At 62.3% G+C, this 15,541-nt stretch carries 16 protein-coding genes; 8 read left to right on the top strand and 8 right to left on the bottom strand.

Translation table 11 applies throughout. From position 1 onward, the window contains the following. Positions 1-42: 42 nt before the first annotated feature. A complete protein-coding gene (locus AC3A4H_RS01515) occupies positions 43-1,164 on the bottom strand; it encodes an ABC transporter substrate-binding protein (protein ID WP_487765116.1) in 1,122 nt (373 codons plus the stop codon). Positions 1,165-1,473: 309 nt separating this feature from the next. After that, positions 1,474-1,740: an SEL1-like repeat protein gene (locus tag AC3A4H_RS01520; RefSeq protein ID WP_348778329.1), complete on the bottom strand. Its 267-nt coding sequence runs from the start codon at positions 1,738-1,740 to the stop codon at positions 1,474-1,476. A 436-nt stretch (positions 1,741-2,176) separates the two neighbouring features. Between AC3A4H_RS01520 and AC3A4H_RS01525 the strand changes: the two genes are divergently transcribed. Then, a complete protein-coding gene (locus AC3A4H_RS01525) occupies positions 2,177-2,521 on the top strand; it encodes a DUF2147 domain-containing protein (RefSeq protein WP_348778328.1) in 345 nt (114 codons plus the stop codon). Between the two features lie 72 nt (positions 2,522-2,593). Here the strand turns inward: AC3A4H_RS01525 and AC3A4H_RS01530 are convergent, their stop codons facing one another. Next, positions 2,594-3,304: a glutathione S-transferase family protein gene (locus tag AC3A4H_RS01530; protein ID WP_487765117.1), complete on the bottom strand. Its 711-nt coding sequence runs from the start codon at positions 3,302-3,304 to the stop codon at positions 2,594-2,596. Positions 3,305-3,480: 176 nt separating this feature from the next. On the opposite strand from AC3A4H_RS01530, the gene AC3A4H_RS01535 reads away from it, so the two are divergent. The 4 genes from AC3A4H_RS01535 to AC3A4H_RS01550 all read left to right on the top strand — a co-directional run bounded on the left by AC3A4H_RS01535 (position 3,481) and on the right by AC3A4H_RS01550 (position 6,606). After that, positions 3,481-3,645, top strand: coding sequence for a hypothetical protein (locus AC3A4H_RS01535; protein WP_348778326.1), 165 nt, complete (start codon positions 3,481-3,483; stop codon positions 3,643-3,645). Between the two features lie 34 nt (positions 3,646-3,679). Beyond that, positions 3,680-3,877 (top strand): hypothetical protein, encoded by a 198-nt coding sequence (locus tag AC3A4H_RS01540; protein WP_487765118.1) that lies wholly within the window; start codon positions 3,680-3,682, stop codon positions 3,875-3,877. Between the two features lie 65 nt (positions 3,878-3,942). Then, positions 3,943-5,445, top strand: a complete 1,503-nt coding sequence (locus tag AC3A4H_RS01545) for an AMP nucleosidase (RefSeq protein ID WP_487765119.1) — start codon at positions 3,943-3,945, stop codon at positions 5,443-5,445. Between the two features lie 126 nt (positions 5,446-5,571). After that, a complete protein-coding gene (locus AC3A4H_RS01550; RefSeq protein ID WP_487765120.1) occupies positions 5,572-6,606 on the top strand; it encodes an endonuclease/exonuclease/phosphatase family protein in 1,035 nt (344 codons plus the stop codon). A gap of 133 nt (positions 6,607-6,739) precedes the next feature. On the opposite strand, the gene AC3A4H_RS01555 is transcribed toward AC3A4H_RS01550, so the two are convergent. Both AC3A4H_RS01555 and AC3A4H_RS01560 read right to left on the bottom strand, forming a co-directional pair. Beyond that, on the bottom strand, positions 6,740-7,333 hold the full coding sequence (locus tag AC3A4H_RS01555) for a DUF922 domain-containing protein (RefSeq protein ID WP_487765121.1): 594 nt from the start codon (positions 7,331-7,333) through the stop codon (positions 6,740-6,742). 81 nt (positions 7,334-7,414) lie between these two features. Then, positions 7,415-9,067, bottom strand: coding sequence for an electron transfer flavoprotein-ubiquinone oxidoreductase (locus AC3A4H_RS01560; protein ID WP_487765122.1), 1,653 nt, complete (start codon positions 9,065-9,067; stop codon positions 7,415-7,417). Positions 9,068-9,306: 239 nt separating this feature from the next. Here AC3A4H_RS01560 and AC3A4H_RS01565 point away from each other — a divergent pair, with 239 nt between their 5' ends. Together AC3A4H_RS01565 and AC3A4H_RS01570 are read left to right on the top strand one after the other, a co-directional pair. After that, entirely contained in the window at positions 9,307-9,972 is a 666-nt protein-coding gene (locus tag AC3A4H_RS01565; RefSeq protein WP_487765123.1) for a hypothetical protein, read from the top strand. Between the two features lie 35 nt (positions 9,973-10,007). Beyond that, the gene (locus AC3A4H_RS01570; protein WP_487765124.1) at positions 10,008-10,874 is read left to right on the top strand and encodes a uracil-DNA glycosylase; all 867 of its coding nucleotides are present in this window, start codon (positions 10,008-10,010) and stop codon (positions 10,872-10,874) included. On the opposite strand, the gene AC3A4H_RS01575 is transcribed toward AC3A4H_RS01570, so the two are convergent. Continuing rightward, positions 10,858-11,277: a hypothetical protein gene (locus AC3A4H_RS01575; RefSeq protein ID WP_487765125.1), complete on the bottom strand. Its 420-nt coding sequence runs from the start codon at positions 11,275-11,277 to the stop codon at positions 10,858-10,860. The genes AC3A4H_RS01570 and AC3A4H_RS01575 overlap by 17 nt on opposite strands. Before the next feature lie 131 nt (positions 11,278-11,408). On the opposite strand from AC3A4H_RS01575, the gene AC3A4H_RS01580 reads away from it, so the two are divergent. Further along, positions 11,409-12,236 carry a helix-turn-helix domain-containing protein gene (locus tag AC3A4H_RS01580; RefSeq protein ID WP_487765126.1) on the top strand — a complete coding sequence of 276 codons (828 nt, stop codon included), beginning with the start codon at positions 11,409-11,411 and terminating at the stop codon, positions 12,234-12,236. 16 nt (positions 12,237-12,252) lie between these two features. On the opposite strand, the gene AC3A4H_RS01585 is transcribed toward AC3A4H_RS01580, so the two are convergent. Both AC3A4H_RS01585 and AC3A4H_RS01590 read right to left on the bottom strand, forming a co-directional pair. After that, positions 12,253-13,236 carry a DMT family transporter gene (locus AC3A4H_RS01585; RefSeq protein WP_487765127.1) on the bottom strand — a complete coding sequence of 328 codons (984 nt, stop codon included), beginning with the start codon at positions 13,234-13,236 and terminating at the stop codon, positions 12,253-12,255. Continuing rightward, entirely contained in the window at positions 13,200-15,506 is a 2,307-nt protein-coding gene (locus AC3A4H_RS01590) for a xanthine dehydrogenase family protein molybdopterin-binding subunit (RefSeq protein ID WP_487765128.1), read from the bottom strand. The genes AC3A4H_RS01585 and AC3A4H_RS01590 overlap by 37 nt, the downstream gene beginning before the upstream one ends. Positions 15,507-15,541 lie beyond the last annotated feature (35 nt).

Here is a 15,541-nt window from a genome sequence, read left to right on the forward strand (position 1 = left end):
TAGCCCGGCCATCTCGTCAAATCGCCAATATGGCGTCCGGCATTACTGCTCGATCGGAGCGTACTTGCCGTCGTGCCACTGGTTGATGTCGTAGGCGGCGTTCTTGAGGTCGCCCTTCTCGTCGAACACGACCGGGCCGACGACGGTATCGATTGCCTCGCCGTTCTTCAGCGCCTCGGCGACCTTCATCGGGTCGTCGGTGCCGGCGCGCTCGATGCCCTGCGCGAAGGCCTGGATCACGGCATAGGAGAACAGCGTGAAGCCCTCCGGCACGAAGCCGCCGGCCTTGATCTTCTCGATGGCTTCCTTGGCTTCGGGCTTGGCCTGCGGGTCAGACGGGAACACGAACATCGTGCCTTCGCCAGCCGGGCCGGCGATCTGCCAGAATTCCGGCGAGGCGATGGAGTCCGGCATGATCAGCTGGAACTTGAAGTCCTGCTCCGACGACTGGCGCAGAATGAGACCGGCTTCGGGGTGGTATCCGCCGTAGTAAACGACGTCGGCCTTCATGCCCTTCAGCTTGGTGACGAGCGCAGAATAGTCCTTCTCGCCGGCGTTCAGGCCCTCGTAGAGGATTTCCGTCAGGCCGCCTTCGTTCATCGTCTTGCGAACGGCATCGGCCACGCCCTGACCGTAGGCGCTCTTGTCGTGCAGGATAACGACGTTCTTGCCGGCATACTTCTTGGCGATCCACGGGCCGATGAAGGCGCCCTGGGCGTCGTCGCGCGTGTAGAGACGCATGATGGTCGACCAGCCCTTGGCGGCCGCGTCGTCCGTCATGATCGGGTTCGATGAAGCCGGGCTCATCATCAGCACGCCGCTTTCGGCATAGACGGCCGAAGCCGGAATGCTCGAGCCCGAGCATGCGTGGCCGTCGATGAACTTGATGCCATTGGCGACGATGCGGTTGGCCACCGACACCGCCTGCTTCGGATCGCAGACGTCGTCTTCGATCGCGATCTTGACCTGGCGGCCCATCACGCCGCCCTTTTCATTGATAGCCTTTGCTGCGGCCTCAGCACCCTGCTTGAACTGATCGCCGATATTGGCGAGCTGGCCTGTCATCGGGCCAACCACAGCAAATGTAATGTCGTCGGCGCGCGCAGCCTGCGCCGCCAACACGAAGCCGACCAGGGCGGCTCCGAGCAATGATTTCTTTATCACCTTAATGTCCTCCGATATCGGCATGGCGCCGAAAGCCACCTTGTTTATCCCAGGCTACGCGGAAATATCATTTGCGGCGGTGGCGATGCAACACGCCCACGCCGACAATCAAACGCAGAAAGCCGCGCGGCATATTCTTGCTGCGCGGCTTTCTGGTTGCGCGCATCGAACGCGTGTCCCCCGCCAGATGCGATCAGTTGCTCATTCGGTGCGCGGCTCGCCCGCCTCCAAGCTGCCGCGTTCTTCTGGTGGGGCGTTGCCGTCTTCGCGGCTTTGGCCCATTTCATGTTCACATGCCGAGCCAGCGGCTCAGTGCATCGTCATCCATTCGCGCGCTTCACGCAGCGCCCGGGCAATCTCGGGCTTCGACATCGAACCCGAAAGCTCGGCGCGAAGTTCGGCTGCACGGGCCGAGCCCTTGATCGCAGCGATGTTGAACCACTTGTGGGCGGCGACGACGTCAATCTCGCAGTCGCGGCCGGTGGCATACATGATGCCAAGCTCAAGAAGAACATCGGCCTGTGCAGCGGTTCCGATCGCGCCGACGCCGGCCTCCATCATTTCAAAGCGTGCCATTTTGAAGGTCCCTGTCCGTTGCTGGAGAGCGGCCTCTTTTTGTCGTCGCGGGCTGCTCTTCCGATGCTTCGAAGGATGAACCCGAGGCTTGAATTCGCCGTTAAATCGCGTGCTTAATTTGGCGCAAACAAAGTTCAAACAACTGGTAAATTACTGAATTCATTAAGGATGCAAGGCCGCGAAACCGCTGGGGTTTCCGAAAAATTGGATGAAAATTCACGCCTTGGCCGGAAACCCTTTTCTAACCAAGAATGCGGTGAACTTGCGCTGGATACTCCAACATTCTCCTGAAAAAACGTCCGGAGCCCCCCGCAAAAACCCTTCTCTCCTGCCGTTGCGGCAGCGCTTTCGTTTTCCGAGGCGTTGGATTAGCTTACGTTTGCGTAAGCGGCCGATGCCGGCGAGCTCGGCCAGCCACGCCTAAGGGAGGACATGGATGTTTCGCAAACTGAGCATGGCTATTGCCGCTTTGACGCTGATGGCAGGCGCCGCATATGCCGACCCGATCGAGGGCAACTGGAAGACGCAGAGCGGCGAGACCGCAGCGATAGGAAACTGCGGAGGTGCTTTCTGCATCACGCTGAAGACCGGCAAGCACGCCGGAAAGCAGATCGGCAAGATGAGCGCCAGCGGCGAAGGCAGCTATGCCGGCTCCATCACCGACCCGGCCGACGACAAGACCTACAAGGGCAAGGCCAAGCTCAACGGAGGTTCGATGAAGATGAGCGGCTGCGTGTTTGGCGGCCTGATCTGCAAGAGCCAGAACTGGACGAAGCTCTGACGAGAGCCCGGATACCGATCAGGAGCCGGCCCGCGAGCAGCCGCTGCGCGGGCCGGGTCATTTAAAGGTCCATCAGGCGCGGGCGCGCTGGCCGAACAGGATCTTTTGCGCTTCCTTGTCGGTCGCAAGGTTCTGGCGCTCGCGTTCTTCCTTGCCGACATCGATGCCGCGCCGCACCGCAGGCCGTGCCTTCATCGCCTCGAACCAGCGCTTGAGGTTCGGGAACTCGTTCAGGTCCTGACCCTGGCGCTCGTAGCCCATCACCCAGCCGATGCTGGCAATGTCGGCAATCGAATAGTCGCCCGCGAGTAATTCCCGATCGGCCAGGCGCTTGTTCATGACGCCGTAGAGGCGGTTCACCTCGTTTGTGTAGCGCTCGATCGCGTAGGGAACCTTTTCGGGCGCGTAGACGCGGAAATGGTTTGCCTGGCCGGCCATGGGGCCCAGCCCGCCCATCTGCCAGAAAAGCCACTGGTCGACCTCGACGCGCTGGCGTTCATCGGCGGGATAGAGCTTGCCGAACTTGCGGCCGAGATACTGAAGAATGGCTCCGGATTCGAACACCGAGATCGGATCGCCGCCCGGCCCCTCGGGATCGATGATGGCCGGCATGCGGTTGTTGGGCGAGATCTTCAGGAAGGAGGGCTCGAACTGCTCGCCGCGGCCGATGTTCACATATTTCACCGTGTAGGGAACGCCCAGTTCCTCGAGCATGATGGAGATTTTCCAGCCGTTCGGCGTCGGCCAGTAGTAGAGCTCGATCGGCTTGGTCTGCGTCGTCATGAAGTGGCCTCCAATGTCTCACTCGGGGTCTCCTGCACATAAGCAGGCCCCGCGCAAACACAAGAAGCCGTTTCGTAAACGGCGATTAATAAAATTGAACCCAAGATGAATGGACCTATCAGAGGCCATTCAGCCGCGCTCAGGCATTGTCATCCGCATTGAAGGAGGCGCGGACAATGCTTGCTCGTCGGTTCACGATCGTCTGTCTGCTGATGGCGCTGTTCGGCATGTTCTTTTCGATGCTCGTAGCGCAAAGCCACTCGCCTCATTCATGGGAGCACGGCGCGGTTCGCCCCTGCTTCTTCGAAACCGGGCTCGTTTGCGCGGTTGGCCGCCATTGAGATGCCGCATTCCTCTGCGTAAAGAAGCCCGCTCATGAAAAAAGCCTTCGAACTTTTCCCGACATTCTTCACGCTGCTTCCTCGCGCAGCCCTGCTTGTCGGCCTGGTGGCAGGCCCGGCGCTGGCCGTTCCGGCCGCGCGCTCCGGCAGCGGTGCGACCATCGAAGCACCAGCGGCGAAGAAAACCGGTGCCGGTCTTTTCCTGCTGATGAGCCTGCAGCGCTCCAGCTGACAAAATACTGCAGGGTTTCGCGCGTACCCTCTCCCAAGAGCAACGGCGAAACTCTATATTGGGTCATGGAAAAGAGAATCTATCCGGAACCCATTGAAACGATTTCCTGTCCAGAGCCTTTTGGACAGCAGTTTTTCTCGGACGCTGCCGAAGCGGTGAGCGCTCTGAAGATGCTCTACAAGCGCAACACCACGTTCTTGCGGAGTTCTTTCGCTTCGCTGGCAGAGACTGGCGACACCAACAAGCGTTATCGCGCCTTCTACCCCGAAATCAGGGTGACGACGTCTTCCTACACGCAGATCGACTCCAGGCAGGCCTATGGCCACATGCCCTTGCCCGGGCGTTATTCCACGACGATCACGCGCCCCGACCTCTTCGAAAGCTATCTGATCGAGCAGCTTCGGCTGATCATGCGCAATCACGGCGTGCAGGTCACCATTGCCGAGAGCTCGACGCCGATCCCGCTGCATTTCGCGTTCTTCCAGGACGCGAATGTCGATGGCTCGATTGCCGAGCGCCTGAAGCGCCCGATCCGCGACCTGTTCGACGTGCCGGACCTCGACGGGACCGACGACCACATCGCCAACGGCACATTGGAGACCCTGCCGGGAGAACCGCGCCCGCTGGCGCCATTCACCGCTCAGCGCATCGATTATTCGCTGCACCGGCTGGCGCACTACACGGCGACGGTGCCCGAGCACTTCCAGAATTTCGTGCTGTTCACGAACTACCAGTTCTACATCGACGAATTCTGCGCCTATGCCCGCGGACTGATGGCCGATGGCGGCGGAGGCTACGAATGCTTCGTAGAGCCGGGCAACATCGTTACCATGGCTGGGCAGGCAGCGCCCGCCGAAGGCGCGACGCTGGCGCGCATTCCGCAGATGCCCGCCTACCACCTCAAGAAGCCCGGCCATGGCGGCATTACCATGATCAATATTGGCGTTGGCCCGTCCAATGCCAAGACGATAACCGACCATGTCGCCGTGCTGCGCCCCCATGCCTGGCTCATGCTCGGCCACTGCGCGGGCCTGCGCAACACCCAGGCTTTGGGCGATTATGTGCTGGCGCATGCCTATGTGCGGGAAGACCATGTGCTCGATGACGACCTGCCGGTCTGGATTCCCATTCCGGCGCTGGCCGAAATCCAGGTTGCGCTTCAGGAAGCGGTGGCCGAGGTTACCGGCCTTTCCGGCTACGAACTGAAGCGCATCATGCGAACCGGCACGGTCGCCACGATCGACAACCGGAACTGGGAACTGCGCGACCAGCGCGGCCCGGTGCAGCGGCTCTCGCAGTCTCGGGCGATTGCACTGGACATGGAATCCGCCACCATCGCAGCCAACGGCTTCCGCTTCCGGGTGCCTTATGGGACCCTGCTCTGCGTTTCAGACAAGCCCCTGCACGGGGAATTGAAGCTGCCCGGAATGGCGACGGAATTTTACAAGCGGCAGGTTGCCCAGCACCTGAACATCGGCATCAGGGCGGTGGAAAAGCTTGCCGAAATGCCCATGGAACGGTTGCATTCCCGCAAGCTGCGCAGCTTTTCGGAGACGGCGTTCCAGTAACGCCGCCTCAGCCCGGCGCGGCGTATCTGTGCTGGCGGCAGCAATCTAACGACGCGGCGCGTGCGCCGCCGAGTTACGCCCAACGGGCATCTTGAACGACGCGTATTCTTGCCGATAAGGACGGGCATGGACACGACGCTCTTTCGAACCAGGATCGGTCTGGCAGCACTTGCTGCCGCTCTTGCGCTCTCGGTGCCGCTGGTCGCGGGCTTCTTTAACGCGCTGCATCCGGCCTTTGATTCATTCGCGCATTTCCGCATCCATCTGGCCGTGATGATGGCGCTCGCCGCCTTGCCTCTGCTTGCCGGGCGCTTCTGGAAAGTGGGCCTCATGACGCTCGCCTTCGCCCTGGCGGCCACGGCAACCGTCTCGAGTTCGATGCGTCTTGCGGGCTTGGGGTTCGTGCATGCCGGGCCTGCAGCGAAGGATGGCGAGCATCCCGTCTACAGGCTGCTCCAGATCAATCTGCGCTATGACAACCCGGAGCCGAACAAGGTCCTGTCGCTAATAGGCCGTCTCCGCCCGGACGTGGTTACATTCGACGAAGTGTCGGACATGTGGAAGGAAAAGCTGACGCTTTTGTCGTCCGCTTATCCGCACCAGATCTTTTGCCCTTATCCCAACTCCGTTTTCGGCGTTGCGATCCTGTCGGCCCGACCGTTCATCGAGGGGGCGGAAGCAGAGTGCTATGAGCGTGGCTCTCTCGCCATAGCCCCACTCGACTTCGGCGGGCGTGCGGTCGATATTGCAGCCCTTCACCTCGGCTGGCCGTGGCCGTTCGAACAGCCGCGACAGATACCCGCACTGTCGGGCCCGCTGTCCATGCTCGGCCAGACCGCCTTGCTGGCCGGGGACTTCAACGCAACCCCCTGGAGCAAAACCGTACAGCGGATAGGCGCAATGGGTAAGCTGACGCTGGTTCCGTCCGTCGGCCCGACCTGGCAATGGTACCGGCTGCCGGATTTTCTGCGTTTCGCCGGCTTGCCGATAGACCAGGTGCTCCACAAGGGAGACGTGACGGTTCTCTCGATCCGGACCTTGCAGGAGGTCGGATCGGATCATCTGCCGGTATTGGTGGAATTTTCACTCAAGACCGCCCCTCCGCTCGGGGAAGGTGCGGAGACAGCAACGGCTGCTGCCGAGGCAGCACCCCTGCTGTAGCTCGCACTGCGTGCGAGGTGTCGCAAATACCGGAAATCGCCCCCGCTTTCCGGTCGCCGCCTCAATCCCCCAAGACCTGAAGCAGCGGAAAGCCGGCAGGGCTTGATGTAGCCCTGCCGGCTTCGGCGGTATATTAGTTCTGTGCCATCAGGCCGGAGACCAGCTTCTCGACGTTGCCGCCGAAGTGGTGCTCCCTGGCGTCGAACTGCCGCTGGCGGCCTTCATAATTGGCATAAACCTGCTGAACGCGCTGACGCACCTGAGCCTGGGTTCTTGCGCAACCCGGATCGTTGGCGTTCGCAGCGCTTGCAACTGCTGCGTGTGCCGCGTTGACCATGTCCTTGGCGATGCGGCCATGCTGCTCCTCATGGACGCGAACGCCCGCGAAGAACTTCTTCCAGCGCTGCTGGAGATCAGGCGACACCTTCCCGGCGAGGCGCGGAAAACGATAGGTGATGTAAAGGGTCGCGTCGGCGCTCTTCAGCCGGCAGCTGCCGCCCGACTTCGACCAGTCCATGTTCCACTTCACGTCGTAACGCGTCGCGGCCATGGCTCGGGCCTGCAAGCCCTGCCGTGGACCCTTCTGATTCATGGACTTCATGATTTCCGCACCGTTTCTACCGGTGACGGCATAAGTTTCAGTCTTGACGACTACCTTGGTTCCGGCATGGGCGAAATTCGCCCAGCCGCAGGCAAGGGCAAGCACTGACATTCCAATGATACGCATGGCTACACACACTCCAACTAGGGGGGTGGCCAAAAAAGCACATCGGAACGTTTATTTCAACAGTTTGTTAACCATAAAAATCTACATATTGGGGTAGACAGGCCCTTCTCCGCCTTGCGGGGGCTGCCAGTTGATGTTCTGGTTGGGGTCCTTGATGTCGCAAGTCTTGCAGTGGACACAGTTTTGGGCGTTGATGACGAACTTCGCATCGCCGCCTTCCTCGACCCATTCATAGACGCCAGCCGGGCAATAGCGGCTCGAAGGCCCCGCAAAAACGTCGTGCTCGGAGCGCTTCTGCAAGGCCATGTCCTGGACCTGCAGATGGATCGGCTGGTTCTCCTCGTGATTGGTGTTCGACAGGAACACCGAGGACAGCCTGTCGAAGGTCAGCACCCCATCCGGCTTGGGATACTCGATCTTGTGGTGCTTTGCGGCCGGCTCGAGCGAGGCAGCGTCGGTCTTGCCGTGCTTGAGCGTTCCAAAGGGCGAGATGCCGAACAGCGTGTTCAGCCACATGTCCAGCCCGCCCAGACCGACGCCCACCAGCGTGCCGAAGCGCGACCAAAGCGGCTTGACGTTGCGGACCTTCTTCAGGTCCTTGCCGATCTCGCTTCCGCGCCACTCGTTCTCGTAGCCCGCGATCTCGTCATGGCTGCGGCCATCGGCGATCGCCTTGGCCACATGCTCGGCAGCCTGCATGCCCGACAGCACCGCGTTGTGCGAACCCTTGATGCGCGGCACGTTTACGAAGCCTGCCGAGCAGCCCATCAGCGCGCCGCCCGGGAAAGTCAGCTTCGGCACCGACTGCCAGCCACCCTCGGTGATGGCGCGTGCGCCATAGGAGATGCGCTTGCCGCCCTCGAAAGTGCCGCGGATCGCCGGATGCGTCTTGAAGCGCTGGAACTCCTCGAACGGCGCAAGATAGGGGTTCTTGTAGTTGAGGTGGACGACGAAGCCCACGGCAACCAGATTGTCCTCGAGGTGGTAGAGGAACGAGCCGCCGCCTGTCTTCATGTCGAGCGGCCAGCCGAATGAATGCTGCACCAGGCCCGGCTTGTGCTTTTCCGGCGCAACCTGCCAGAGTTCCTTCAGGCCGATGCCGAACTTGCCGGGCTCGCGGCCTTCGTCCAGCCTGTACTTGGCTATCAGCTTCTTGGAGAGCGAGCCGCGCGCGCCCTCTCCGATCAGGACATACTTGCCGAGCAGCGCCATGCCGGGCGCGTAGTTCGGCCCATGCGAGCCGTCGCGCTCCACGCCCATGTCGCCGGTAACCACGCCGATGACTGCGCCTTCCTCGTTGTAGAGCACGTCGGCAGCGGCGAAGCCCGGATAAATCTCGACGCCCAGCGCTTCCGCATGGCCGGCCAGCCAGCGGCAGACATTGCCCAGCGACACGATGTAGTTGCCGTGATTGTTCATCAGCGGCGGCATCAGCATGTTCGGCAGACGCACCGATCCGGCAGGGCCAAGCACGAGGAAATGGTCGTCGGTCACCGGCGTCTTGAACGGATGATCGGCCTCCTCGCGCCAGTCGGGCAGAAGCTTGTCGATGCCGACCGGATCAACCACTGCACCGGAAAGGATGTGAGCGCCCACTTCGGCGCCCTTTTCGAGCACGACAACGGAAAGCTCGGGATTGACCTGCTTCAGCCGTATGGCGGCTGAAAGGCCCGCCGGCCCCGCGCCGACGATGACCACGTCGAATTCCATGCTTTCGCGTTCAATCTCACTCATCAAGTCCTCCGCACCACTGCTTGGCCCTCAATCAGGCATCCTGCTGGCTTTCGGGCTCCCATAGCGCATCCGAAAGCGACGCGAAACCGCGCAACTGACATATTGCGGAGTTTGCACCAGCTTATATTTTTCCGTTGGGGAACCTAGTCACCATTGACGTAAACGTCAAACAATTGCGCAATGGCCACCCACCAATTCACGAGTTTGTGCAGGGGCCTGTTCTCCGTCATACTCCGTCCATGCGTCACATCGAGCCTGCCCGGTCCGTATCGATGCGTTTTGGCGCGGCGCAACACGCCGCAGCGCCCTGGTTGCTCTTCACTCTGCTTTTTGCCTCAACTCTTCTCTTTTCCCCTCCCGCCAAACCGGAGGATACGCCTGCAAGCAGCCCTTGGGTTGCGGGCGGTTATTCCTTTTCCGACGAACTGGGCGGCTTCCGGATCCTGTCGGCGAAAGGCAGCGGCACGAAAGCGGACCCGTTCGTCATCTTCGAGGAGCTTTACTCCGCAAGCCCGGTGACCATGACGATCCGCGCAACAAAGCCGACCCGCGCTTTCGATTTCTCCGGGGACTATGCCAACGGCTTTCTCAACCTGAAGCTGGAAGTAATGAACGGCAGCGGGCAGCCATGGGTGGAATTTGAATTCGAGCTTCAGGAAATCCTTGACCAACCAAGCACGTATGGCGACGGCCTCTCCTTCGACCAGCGAGGCAGCGATGCCGATGCGATCTCGTCGGAGAGCTTCTCCGCCTCCAGCCGCCATTTCGAGCCTTACGATCGACTGCTGTTCCGCGATGGCAAGATCGACCCACGACAGACCGGCTCGTTTGGCTTCCTGATCACAGATTACACGCCGACCAGCGTATTTTATCTGGTGCAGGACCCTCGCATCCCTTCGAGCTGACTTGCATTCGCGGCCCGCGCGGAAGATTGTAGGACATGACTTCCAGCCCCATACATGAGCAGCCCGGCCTGCGCGAGTTGCTCGCCTTCTATTCGGAAGCCGGCGTCTATGAAGCGCTGGTGGAAGAGCCGGTCGACCGCTTTTCGGAAATTGCTCAACCCGGGCCGGTCCAGGCGCCGCGCATGTCGGCTGCGCCGGAGAATCGAGGGCCGGCTGCAGCCGATCGTCCGCGCGCGGCTGCCCAGCGCCCGGCCCCTCCGCCCGCGCCTGCCGCCAGCGCTGCAGTGCCCGACGAGGCTCAGGTAGCACTTGCACGCGAGCTGGCCGCCCGCGCCAGCACGCTGGACGAACTGCGCGAGCAGATGGCGGCTTTCGACGGCTGCAATCTCAAGTTTACCGCCAAGAACCTGGTTTTCGCCGACGGCAACCCCAACAGCGCGGTGATGCTGGTGGGCGAAGCGCCGGGCCGCGACGAGGACATTGAGGGCCTGCCCTTTGTCGGCCGCTCGGGGCGTTTGCTGGATCGCATGCTGGCGGCCATCGGCCTCGACCGGAACTCGGCCTACATTGCCAACGTCATCCCGTGGCGCCCGCCCGGCAACCGGACGCCGACGCCGCACGAAACCGAAATCTGCCGCCCCTTCATCGAGCGGCAGATCGAGCTGGTGAATCCCAAGGTTCTGGTGGCGCTGGGCGGGCCGTCGGCCAAGCTACTGCTGAACACGACCGAAGGCATCTTGCGCCTGCGCGGCAATTGGCGAACGCACCAGACAAGATCGGGCACATCCATCCCGACGATGCCGACGCTGCACCCGGCCTATCTGCTGCGAAACCCCGCCCACAAGAAGCTTGCCTGGCGGGATTTTCTCGAGGTCAAAGCCAAGCTCAAGGAGCTGAGCTAGCCGGCAGCGCAGTATGTTTTGCGGTGCGGAGAAGGCCCGCTATTTGTAGCGCCGCAAACACGGACACCGACGCCGCCTGTGCGCCGACGAAGGCTACGCCCAACGCCGTCGGCGCCAAATGCCCTGAGACCAGCAGACCAATGCTGGCGGCAACCCAGAGCACATTGATGCCGATGATATCGATCAACGTGATCCGCGCTACAGCCGGGCGTTTCGAAACCACTACGAGAAGGGCTACAAACGGCACAAGCAAGACGCCTGCCCAAAACAGGAGTTGCTGCGGAAGCCCCAGGAGAGGCGCAAGGAACGATGCGCCTGCGATGACCAGCAGCGCGATCGCCCCGGTGGCGACGGCATCCAGCAGCAAGGCGTTGCGGATGAAAGGTGAGACGGTAACGGTCATGGCTCTGCTCCAGTTGAGGATCGCATCGGGCGGCTGTGCCCGCGCGGCCTTCAACCTGACAGGAGGATGAACCGCCGGCGATTACGTGGCAGGTAATAGTATTGGCCGCGGCGTTTGAGTAGGTTCCAGCCATGGGCACGCAGCAGCTTTCCGTAGGAGGTCTCATTCGCGAGTGGCGCATGCGCCGCCGCCTGAGCCAGCTCGACCTTGCGGCCGAAGCAGAAATCTCTCAACGCCATTTGAGCTTCGTGGAGAGCGGCCGCGCCGTGCCCTCACGCGAGATGGTGCTGAACCTGGCCGAGCAACTCGAAGTCCCGCTGCGCCAACGAAACCAGCTTCTGCTGGCCGCCGGCTATGCGCCGACCTTCAGCGAAAGCACGCTCGACGACCCCTTGCTGGCACCTGCGATGGCGGCGGTGGAAATGGTGCTGAAGGGGCATGAGCCCTTTCCAGCCATTGCGGTCGACCGTCACTGGAATCTGGTTGCCGCCAATGCTGCCCTCGCCCCACTTCTGGAAGACATTGCCGACGCCTCGTTGCTGGCTCCGCCAGCCAATGTGTTGCGTCTCAGCCTTCACCCGGCGGGTCTGGCGCCGCGCATCACCAATCTGCACGACTGGCGCAGGCATCTGCTTGCAAGGCTCAGGCGGCAGATCGATGCTTCCGGCGATCCGACGCTGACGGAACTCGAACGCGAATTGCTCTCCTATCCGGGTGCTTCACCCACAAGTCGGCCGACGCATCCGGCCGCAGCCGCGATCGCGCATCCCCTGCGGCTCATGATGGGAAGACAAGTTCTGTCGTTCATCAGCACAATCACCGTCTTCGGCACTCCGATCGACGTGACGCTGTCAGAGCTTGCGATCGAATCCTTCTTTCCGGCCGATCCCGACACGGCCGGCCTTCTGCAGAAGCTGGCGGCGGAACGCGATGCAGCGGCGAAGCCACTCACGAACTGAATCGGCCTGACGGGGCTCAGGGCTGCGATGGAGCTGCCTTGCGGGCAGCCTTGCGTTCCAGTCCCAGGCGCTGCTCGCGCCAGATGATGAAGATGCCCGCGCCGACCACGATAAGGCCGCCGACCAGCACATGGATCGTCGGCACGTCGCCGAAGACGAAGAAGCCCACGGCAATGCCAAGGATCATCGACGTATATTCGAACGGCGCCACGGTGGAGGCATCGGCGTAACGATAAGCTTCGGTCATCAGGATCTGGCCCAGCCCGCCGCAGCAGCCCGCCATGACGAGCAAGGCGGCTTGCGTCATCGTCAGGGAAGCCCAGCCGAACGGATAGGTGAACAGCGACAGGACGGTCGCCGTCAGCGAGAACCACAGCACGATCGTCGCGGTGCGCTCGGTGTGCACGAGGCTGCGCACCACGATCATGGCGCAGGCCGACACCGCCGCCCCTATGAGTGCGGCGGCAACGCCCAGCATTTCCTCGTTGGCCAGCCCGCCCCCGCTCTCAAACAAGGTGAGCTTGGGCCAGGAAATGATGCAGACGCCGATCAGACCGACGACGACGGCGCTCCAGCGGAAGACGCGGATAGTCTCGCCCAGGAAGATCGAGCTGAAGACCACCACCAGCAGAGGCTGGGCATAGTTGAGCGTGATTGCCTCGGGCAAAGGCAATCTGGTGAGCGCGAAGAAGCTGAGCCCCATCGCCGTCACGCCAACGGTGCCGCGCAGGATGTGATTCAGCGGACGCCTGGTGTGAAAGGCGGTGAATAACTCTTTGTTGAACCCCAGGAAAACCAGGATCAGCGGCATCGCGAACAAGGAACGGAAGAACACGATCTGCCCCGAGGGCAGCGGCCCCGCCGCCTTGATCAGCGACGACATGGCCACGAAGACGGCGACGGACACGACCTTGAAGGCGATGCCGGTGAGCGGCTTGTTGACCCGCGAACTCTCGGAATTCTTCACTTTGTTGCCACAGCGTCCCGGATCGTTTCCCATATGCGCGACGGTGTCGCCGGCATGTCGATATGACGAATACCATAGGCGCGGTAAAGAGCGTCGATGACGGCGTTCATCACGGCCGGCGCCGCGCCAATCGTGCCGGCCTCGCCCGCCCCCTTGATGCCGAGGGCATTTGTGGTGGATGGCACGTTGTGCGTTTCGAAATGAAACGAAGGCAGGCTGTCGGCACGCGGCACGGCATAGTCCATGAAGCTCGCGGTCAGCATCTGGCCGTCCTCGCCATAGACGGTGGTTTCGCTCAGCGCCTGGCCTATGCCCTGGGCCACGCCGCCATGTATCTGCCCGGCAAGCAGCATCGGGTTCACGGTAACCCCGAAATCGTCGACGATGGTATAGCCGACGATCTCGACATGGCCGGTATCGGGGTCGATCTCGAGTTCGCAAATATGCGTGCCGTTCGGATAGGTGGCCTCGTGCTGGACGAAGTCGCCGGCAGCCTTCAGGTCTTCGGGGTTGCTGGCCGCCTTGGCGATCTCCGCGAAACCGATCGCCCGGTCCGTGCCGACGATGCGCGCGGTACCGTCGACCAGTTCGATATCGCCCGGCGCGGCCTCCAACTCGTCCGCCGCGATCCGGCGCAGCTTCTCGGCCAGCGCCTCGCCAGCGCGGGCGGCGGAAGCCCCGCCCAGCGGGATGGAGCGGGAACCTCCCGTGCCGCCACCCGTCTCCAGACGGTCGGTATCGCCCTGCAGCACCTTCACGCGCGCGACGTCGACATTGAGCTTTTCGGCCACGAATTGCGCGTAAGCCGTGGCATGGCCCTGGCCGTTGGACTGGGTGCCGATCGCCAATGTCAGCGTACCATCCGTTTGGAGTTCCAGATAGGCGGGCTCGGAACCGGGAAATGCGCTTGCTTCGACATAGGTCGCCATGCCGATGCCGCGGATCTTTCCGGCTGCCTTCGACTGCGCGAGGCGGGTTTCGAAGCCATGCCAGCCGGCACGCTCCATCGCCAGCCGCATATGTCCCTCGAAGTCGCCGACGTCGTAATTCCGCCCGGACTGGGTGCGATATGGAAACTGCTTGATGAAATTGCGGCGGCGGATTTCGTCGGGCTCGATGCCCAGATCTCGAGCGCAGGTATCGACCAGCCTCTCGATCATGAACGCCGCTTCGGGACGCCCGGCGCCGCGATAGGCATCAACCGGCGTGGTGTTGGTGTAGACGCCATCGATGGTCACCGCCAGCGCGCCGATGTCATAGACGCCGGTCGACATGGTCGCGCCGATATAGGGAATGAACGGACCGTATTGCGAGCAATAGGCGCCGAGATTGGCAAGCGTGCGCACACACAGCCCCAGGAACCTGCCGTTATCGTCCAGAGCCATCTCGGCGGTGACGACGTTGTCGCGCCCTTGCGCATCGGCCAGGAAATGTTCGGTGCGGTCGGCAACCCACTTCACGGGTCGTCCTAGGCGGCGCGCAGCCTCGAGCACCAGGGCATGCTCGCGATAGACGAAGGCCTTGGTGCCGAACCCGCCGCCGACGTCCGGTGTCACCACGCGCAGCTTCTCGGGCGCGATGTTGAACACTTGCTCGGCCAGAATGGAGCGCATGGAGTGCACGCCCTGCGAACCGGTGGTGAGCTGATAGCGGTCCTCGCCGGCGTGCCACTCGCCGATTGCAGCGCGCGGCTCCATGAAGTTGCTGACGAGGCGGTTGTTGACGAACTCGATGCGCGAAACCCTGGTCGCCGCGGCGAATGCCTTGTTGGTCTTGGCCGCGTCGCCGATCTCGTAGAGGAATGCGCGGTTGGATCCCAGTTCCGGCCACACCAGCGGCGTTTCCGGGTCGAGCGCGGTCGCGGTGCTGCTGGCGGCCGGCTCGGCATCGTATTCGACCTCGATCAACTCGGCCGCGTCCTGCGCCTCCGCGCGGCTGTCAGCGACCACAAAGGCGATGGCGTCGCCCACATGATGCACCCGTTCGCGACACAGGATCGGTACGTCGCGAGTGGGCGCCCGAGAACCGTCCGGCTGCTTCTGCATGACGCCGGACTTGAGATCTCCGAGCCCGGCAAGATCGGCCCCTGTGAGGACAAGGTGAACGCCGGGGGCCTTCCGCGCCGCCTCGGCGGACACCACCTTCAGAGCCGCATTGGCCACCGGCGAGCGCAGCACGTAGCCATGCAGCATGGCAGGCAGCGAAATGTCGTCGGTGTAGCGACCCTGCCCGGTAATAAAAGCTGCATCTTCGACGCGGAGGACGGATGCGCCCACTCCGAATCTGGGCGTGACGTCGGTCATGGCAGCCCCGCGAGCTTCGGTGGAGAGTGTGGGCC

It is taken from the genome of Pseudaminobacter sp. Soil_N_29, assembly GCF_057656055.1.

Bases quoted from the DNA above. Each gene is read 5' to 3' on its own strand.
- AC3A4H_RS01520 (WP_348778329.1), bottom strand. From the start codon at position 1,740: ATGGCACGCTTTGAAATGATGGAGGCCGGCGTCGGCGCGATCGGAACC.
- AC3A4H_RS01525 (WP_348778328.1), top strand. From the start codon at position 2,177: ATGTTTCGCAAACTGAGCATGGCTATTGCCGCTTTGACGCTGATGGCA.
- AC3A4H_RS01530 (WP_487765117.1), bottom strand. From the start codon at position 3,304: ATGACGACGCAGACCAAGCCGATCGAGCTCTACTACTGGCCGACGCCG.
- AC3A4H_RS01535 (WP_348778326.1), top strand. From the start codon at position 3,481: ATGCTTGCTCGTCGGTTCACGATCGTCTGTCTGCTGATGGCGCTGTTC.
- AC3A4H_RS01540 (WP_487765118.1), top strand. From the start codon at position 3,680: ATGAAAAAAGCCTTCGAACTTTTCCCGACATTCTTCACGCTGCTTCCT.
- AC3A4H_RS01545 (WP_487765119.1), top strand. From the start codon at position 3,943: ATGGAAAAGAGAATCTATCCGGAACCCATTGAAACGATTTCCTGTCCA.
- AC3A4H_RS01550 (WP_487765120.1), top strand. From the start codon at position 5,572: ATGGACACGACGCTCTTTCGAACCAGGATCGGTCTGGCAGCACTTGCT.
- AC3A4H_RS01555 (WP_487765121.1), bottom strand. From the start codon at position 7,333: ATGCGTATCATTGGAATGTCAGTGCTTGCCCTTGCCTGCGGCTGGGCG.
- AC3A4H_RS01560 (WP_487765122.1), bottom strand. From the start codon at position 9,067: ATGAGTGAGATTGAACGCGAAAGCATGGAATTCGACGTGGTCATCGTC.
- AC3A4H_RS01565 (WP_487765123.1), top strand. From the start codon at position 9,307: ATGCGTCACATCGAGCCTGCCCGGTCCGTATCGATGCGTTTTGGCGCG.
- AC3A4H_RS01570 (WP_487765124.1), top strand. From the start codon at position 10,008: ATGACTTCCAGCCCCATACATGAGCAGCCCGGCCTGCGCGAGTTGCTC.
- AC3A4H_RS01575 (WP_487765125.1), bottom strand. From the start codon at position 11,277: ATGACCGTTACCGTCTCACCTTTCATCCGCAACGCCTTGCTGCTGGAT.
- AC3A4H_RS01580 (WP_487765126.1), top strand. From the start codon at position 11,409: ATGGGCACGCAGCAGCTTTCCGTAGGAGGTCTCATTCGCGAGTGGCGC.
- AC3A4H_RS01585 (WP_487765127.1), bottom strand. From the start codon at position 13,236: ATGGGAAACGATCCGGGACGCTGTGGCAACAAAGTGAAGAATTCCGAG.
- AC3A4H_RS01590 (WP_487765128.1), bottom strand. From the start codon at position 15,506: ATGACCGACGTCACGCCCAGATTCGGAGTGGGCGCATCCGTCCTCCGC.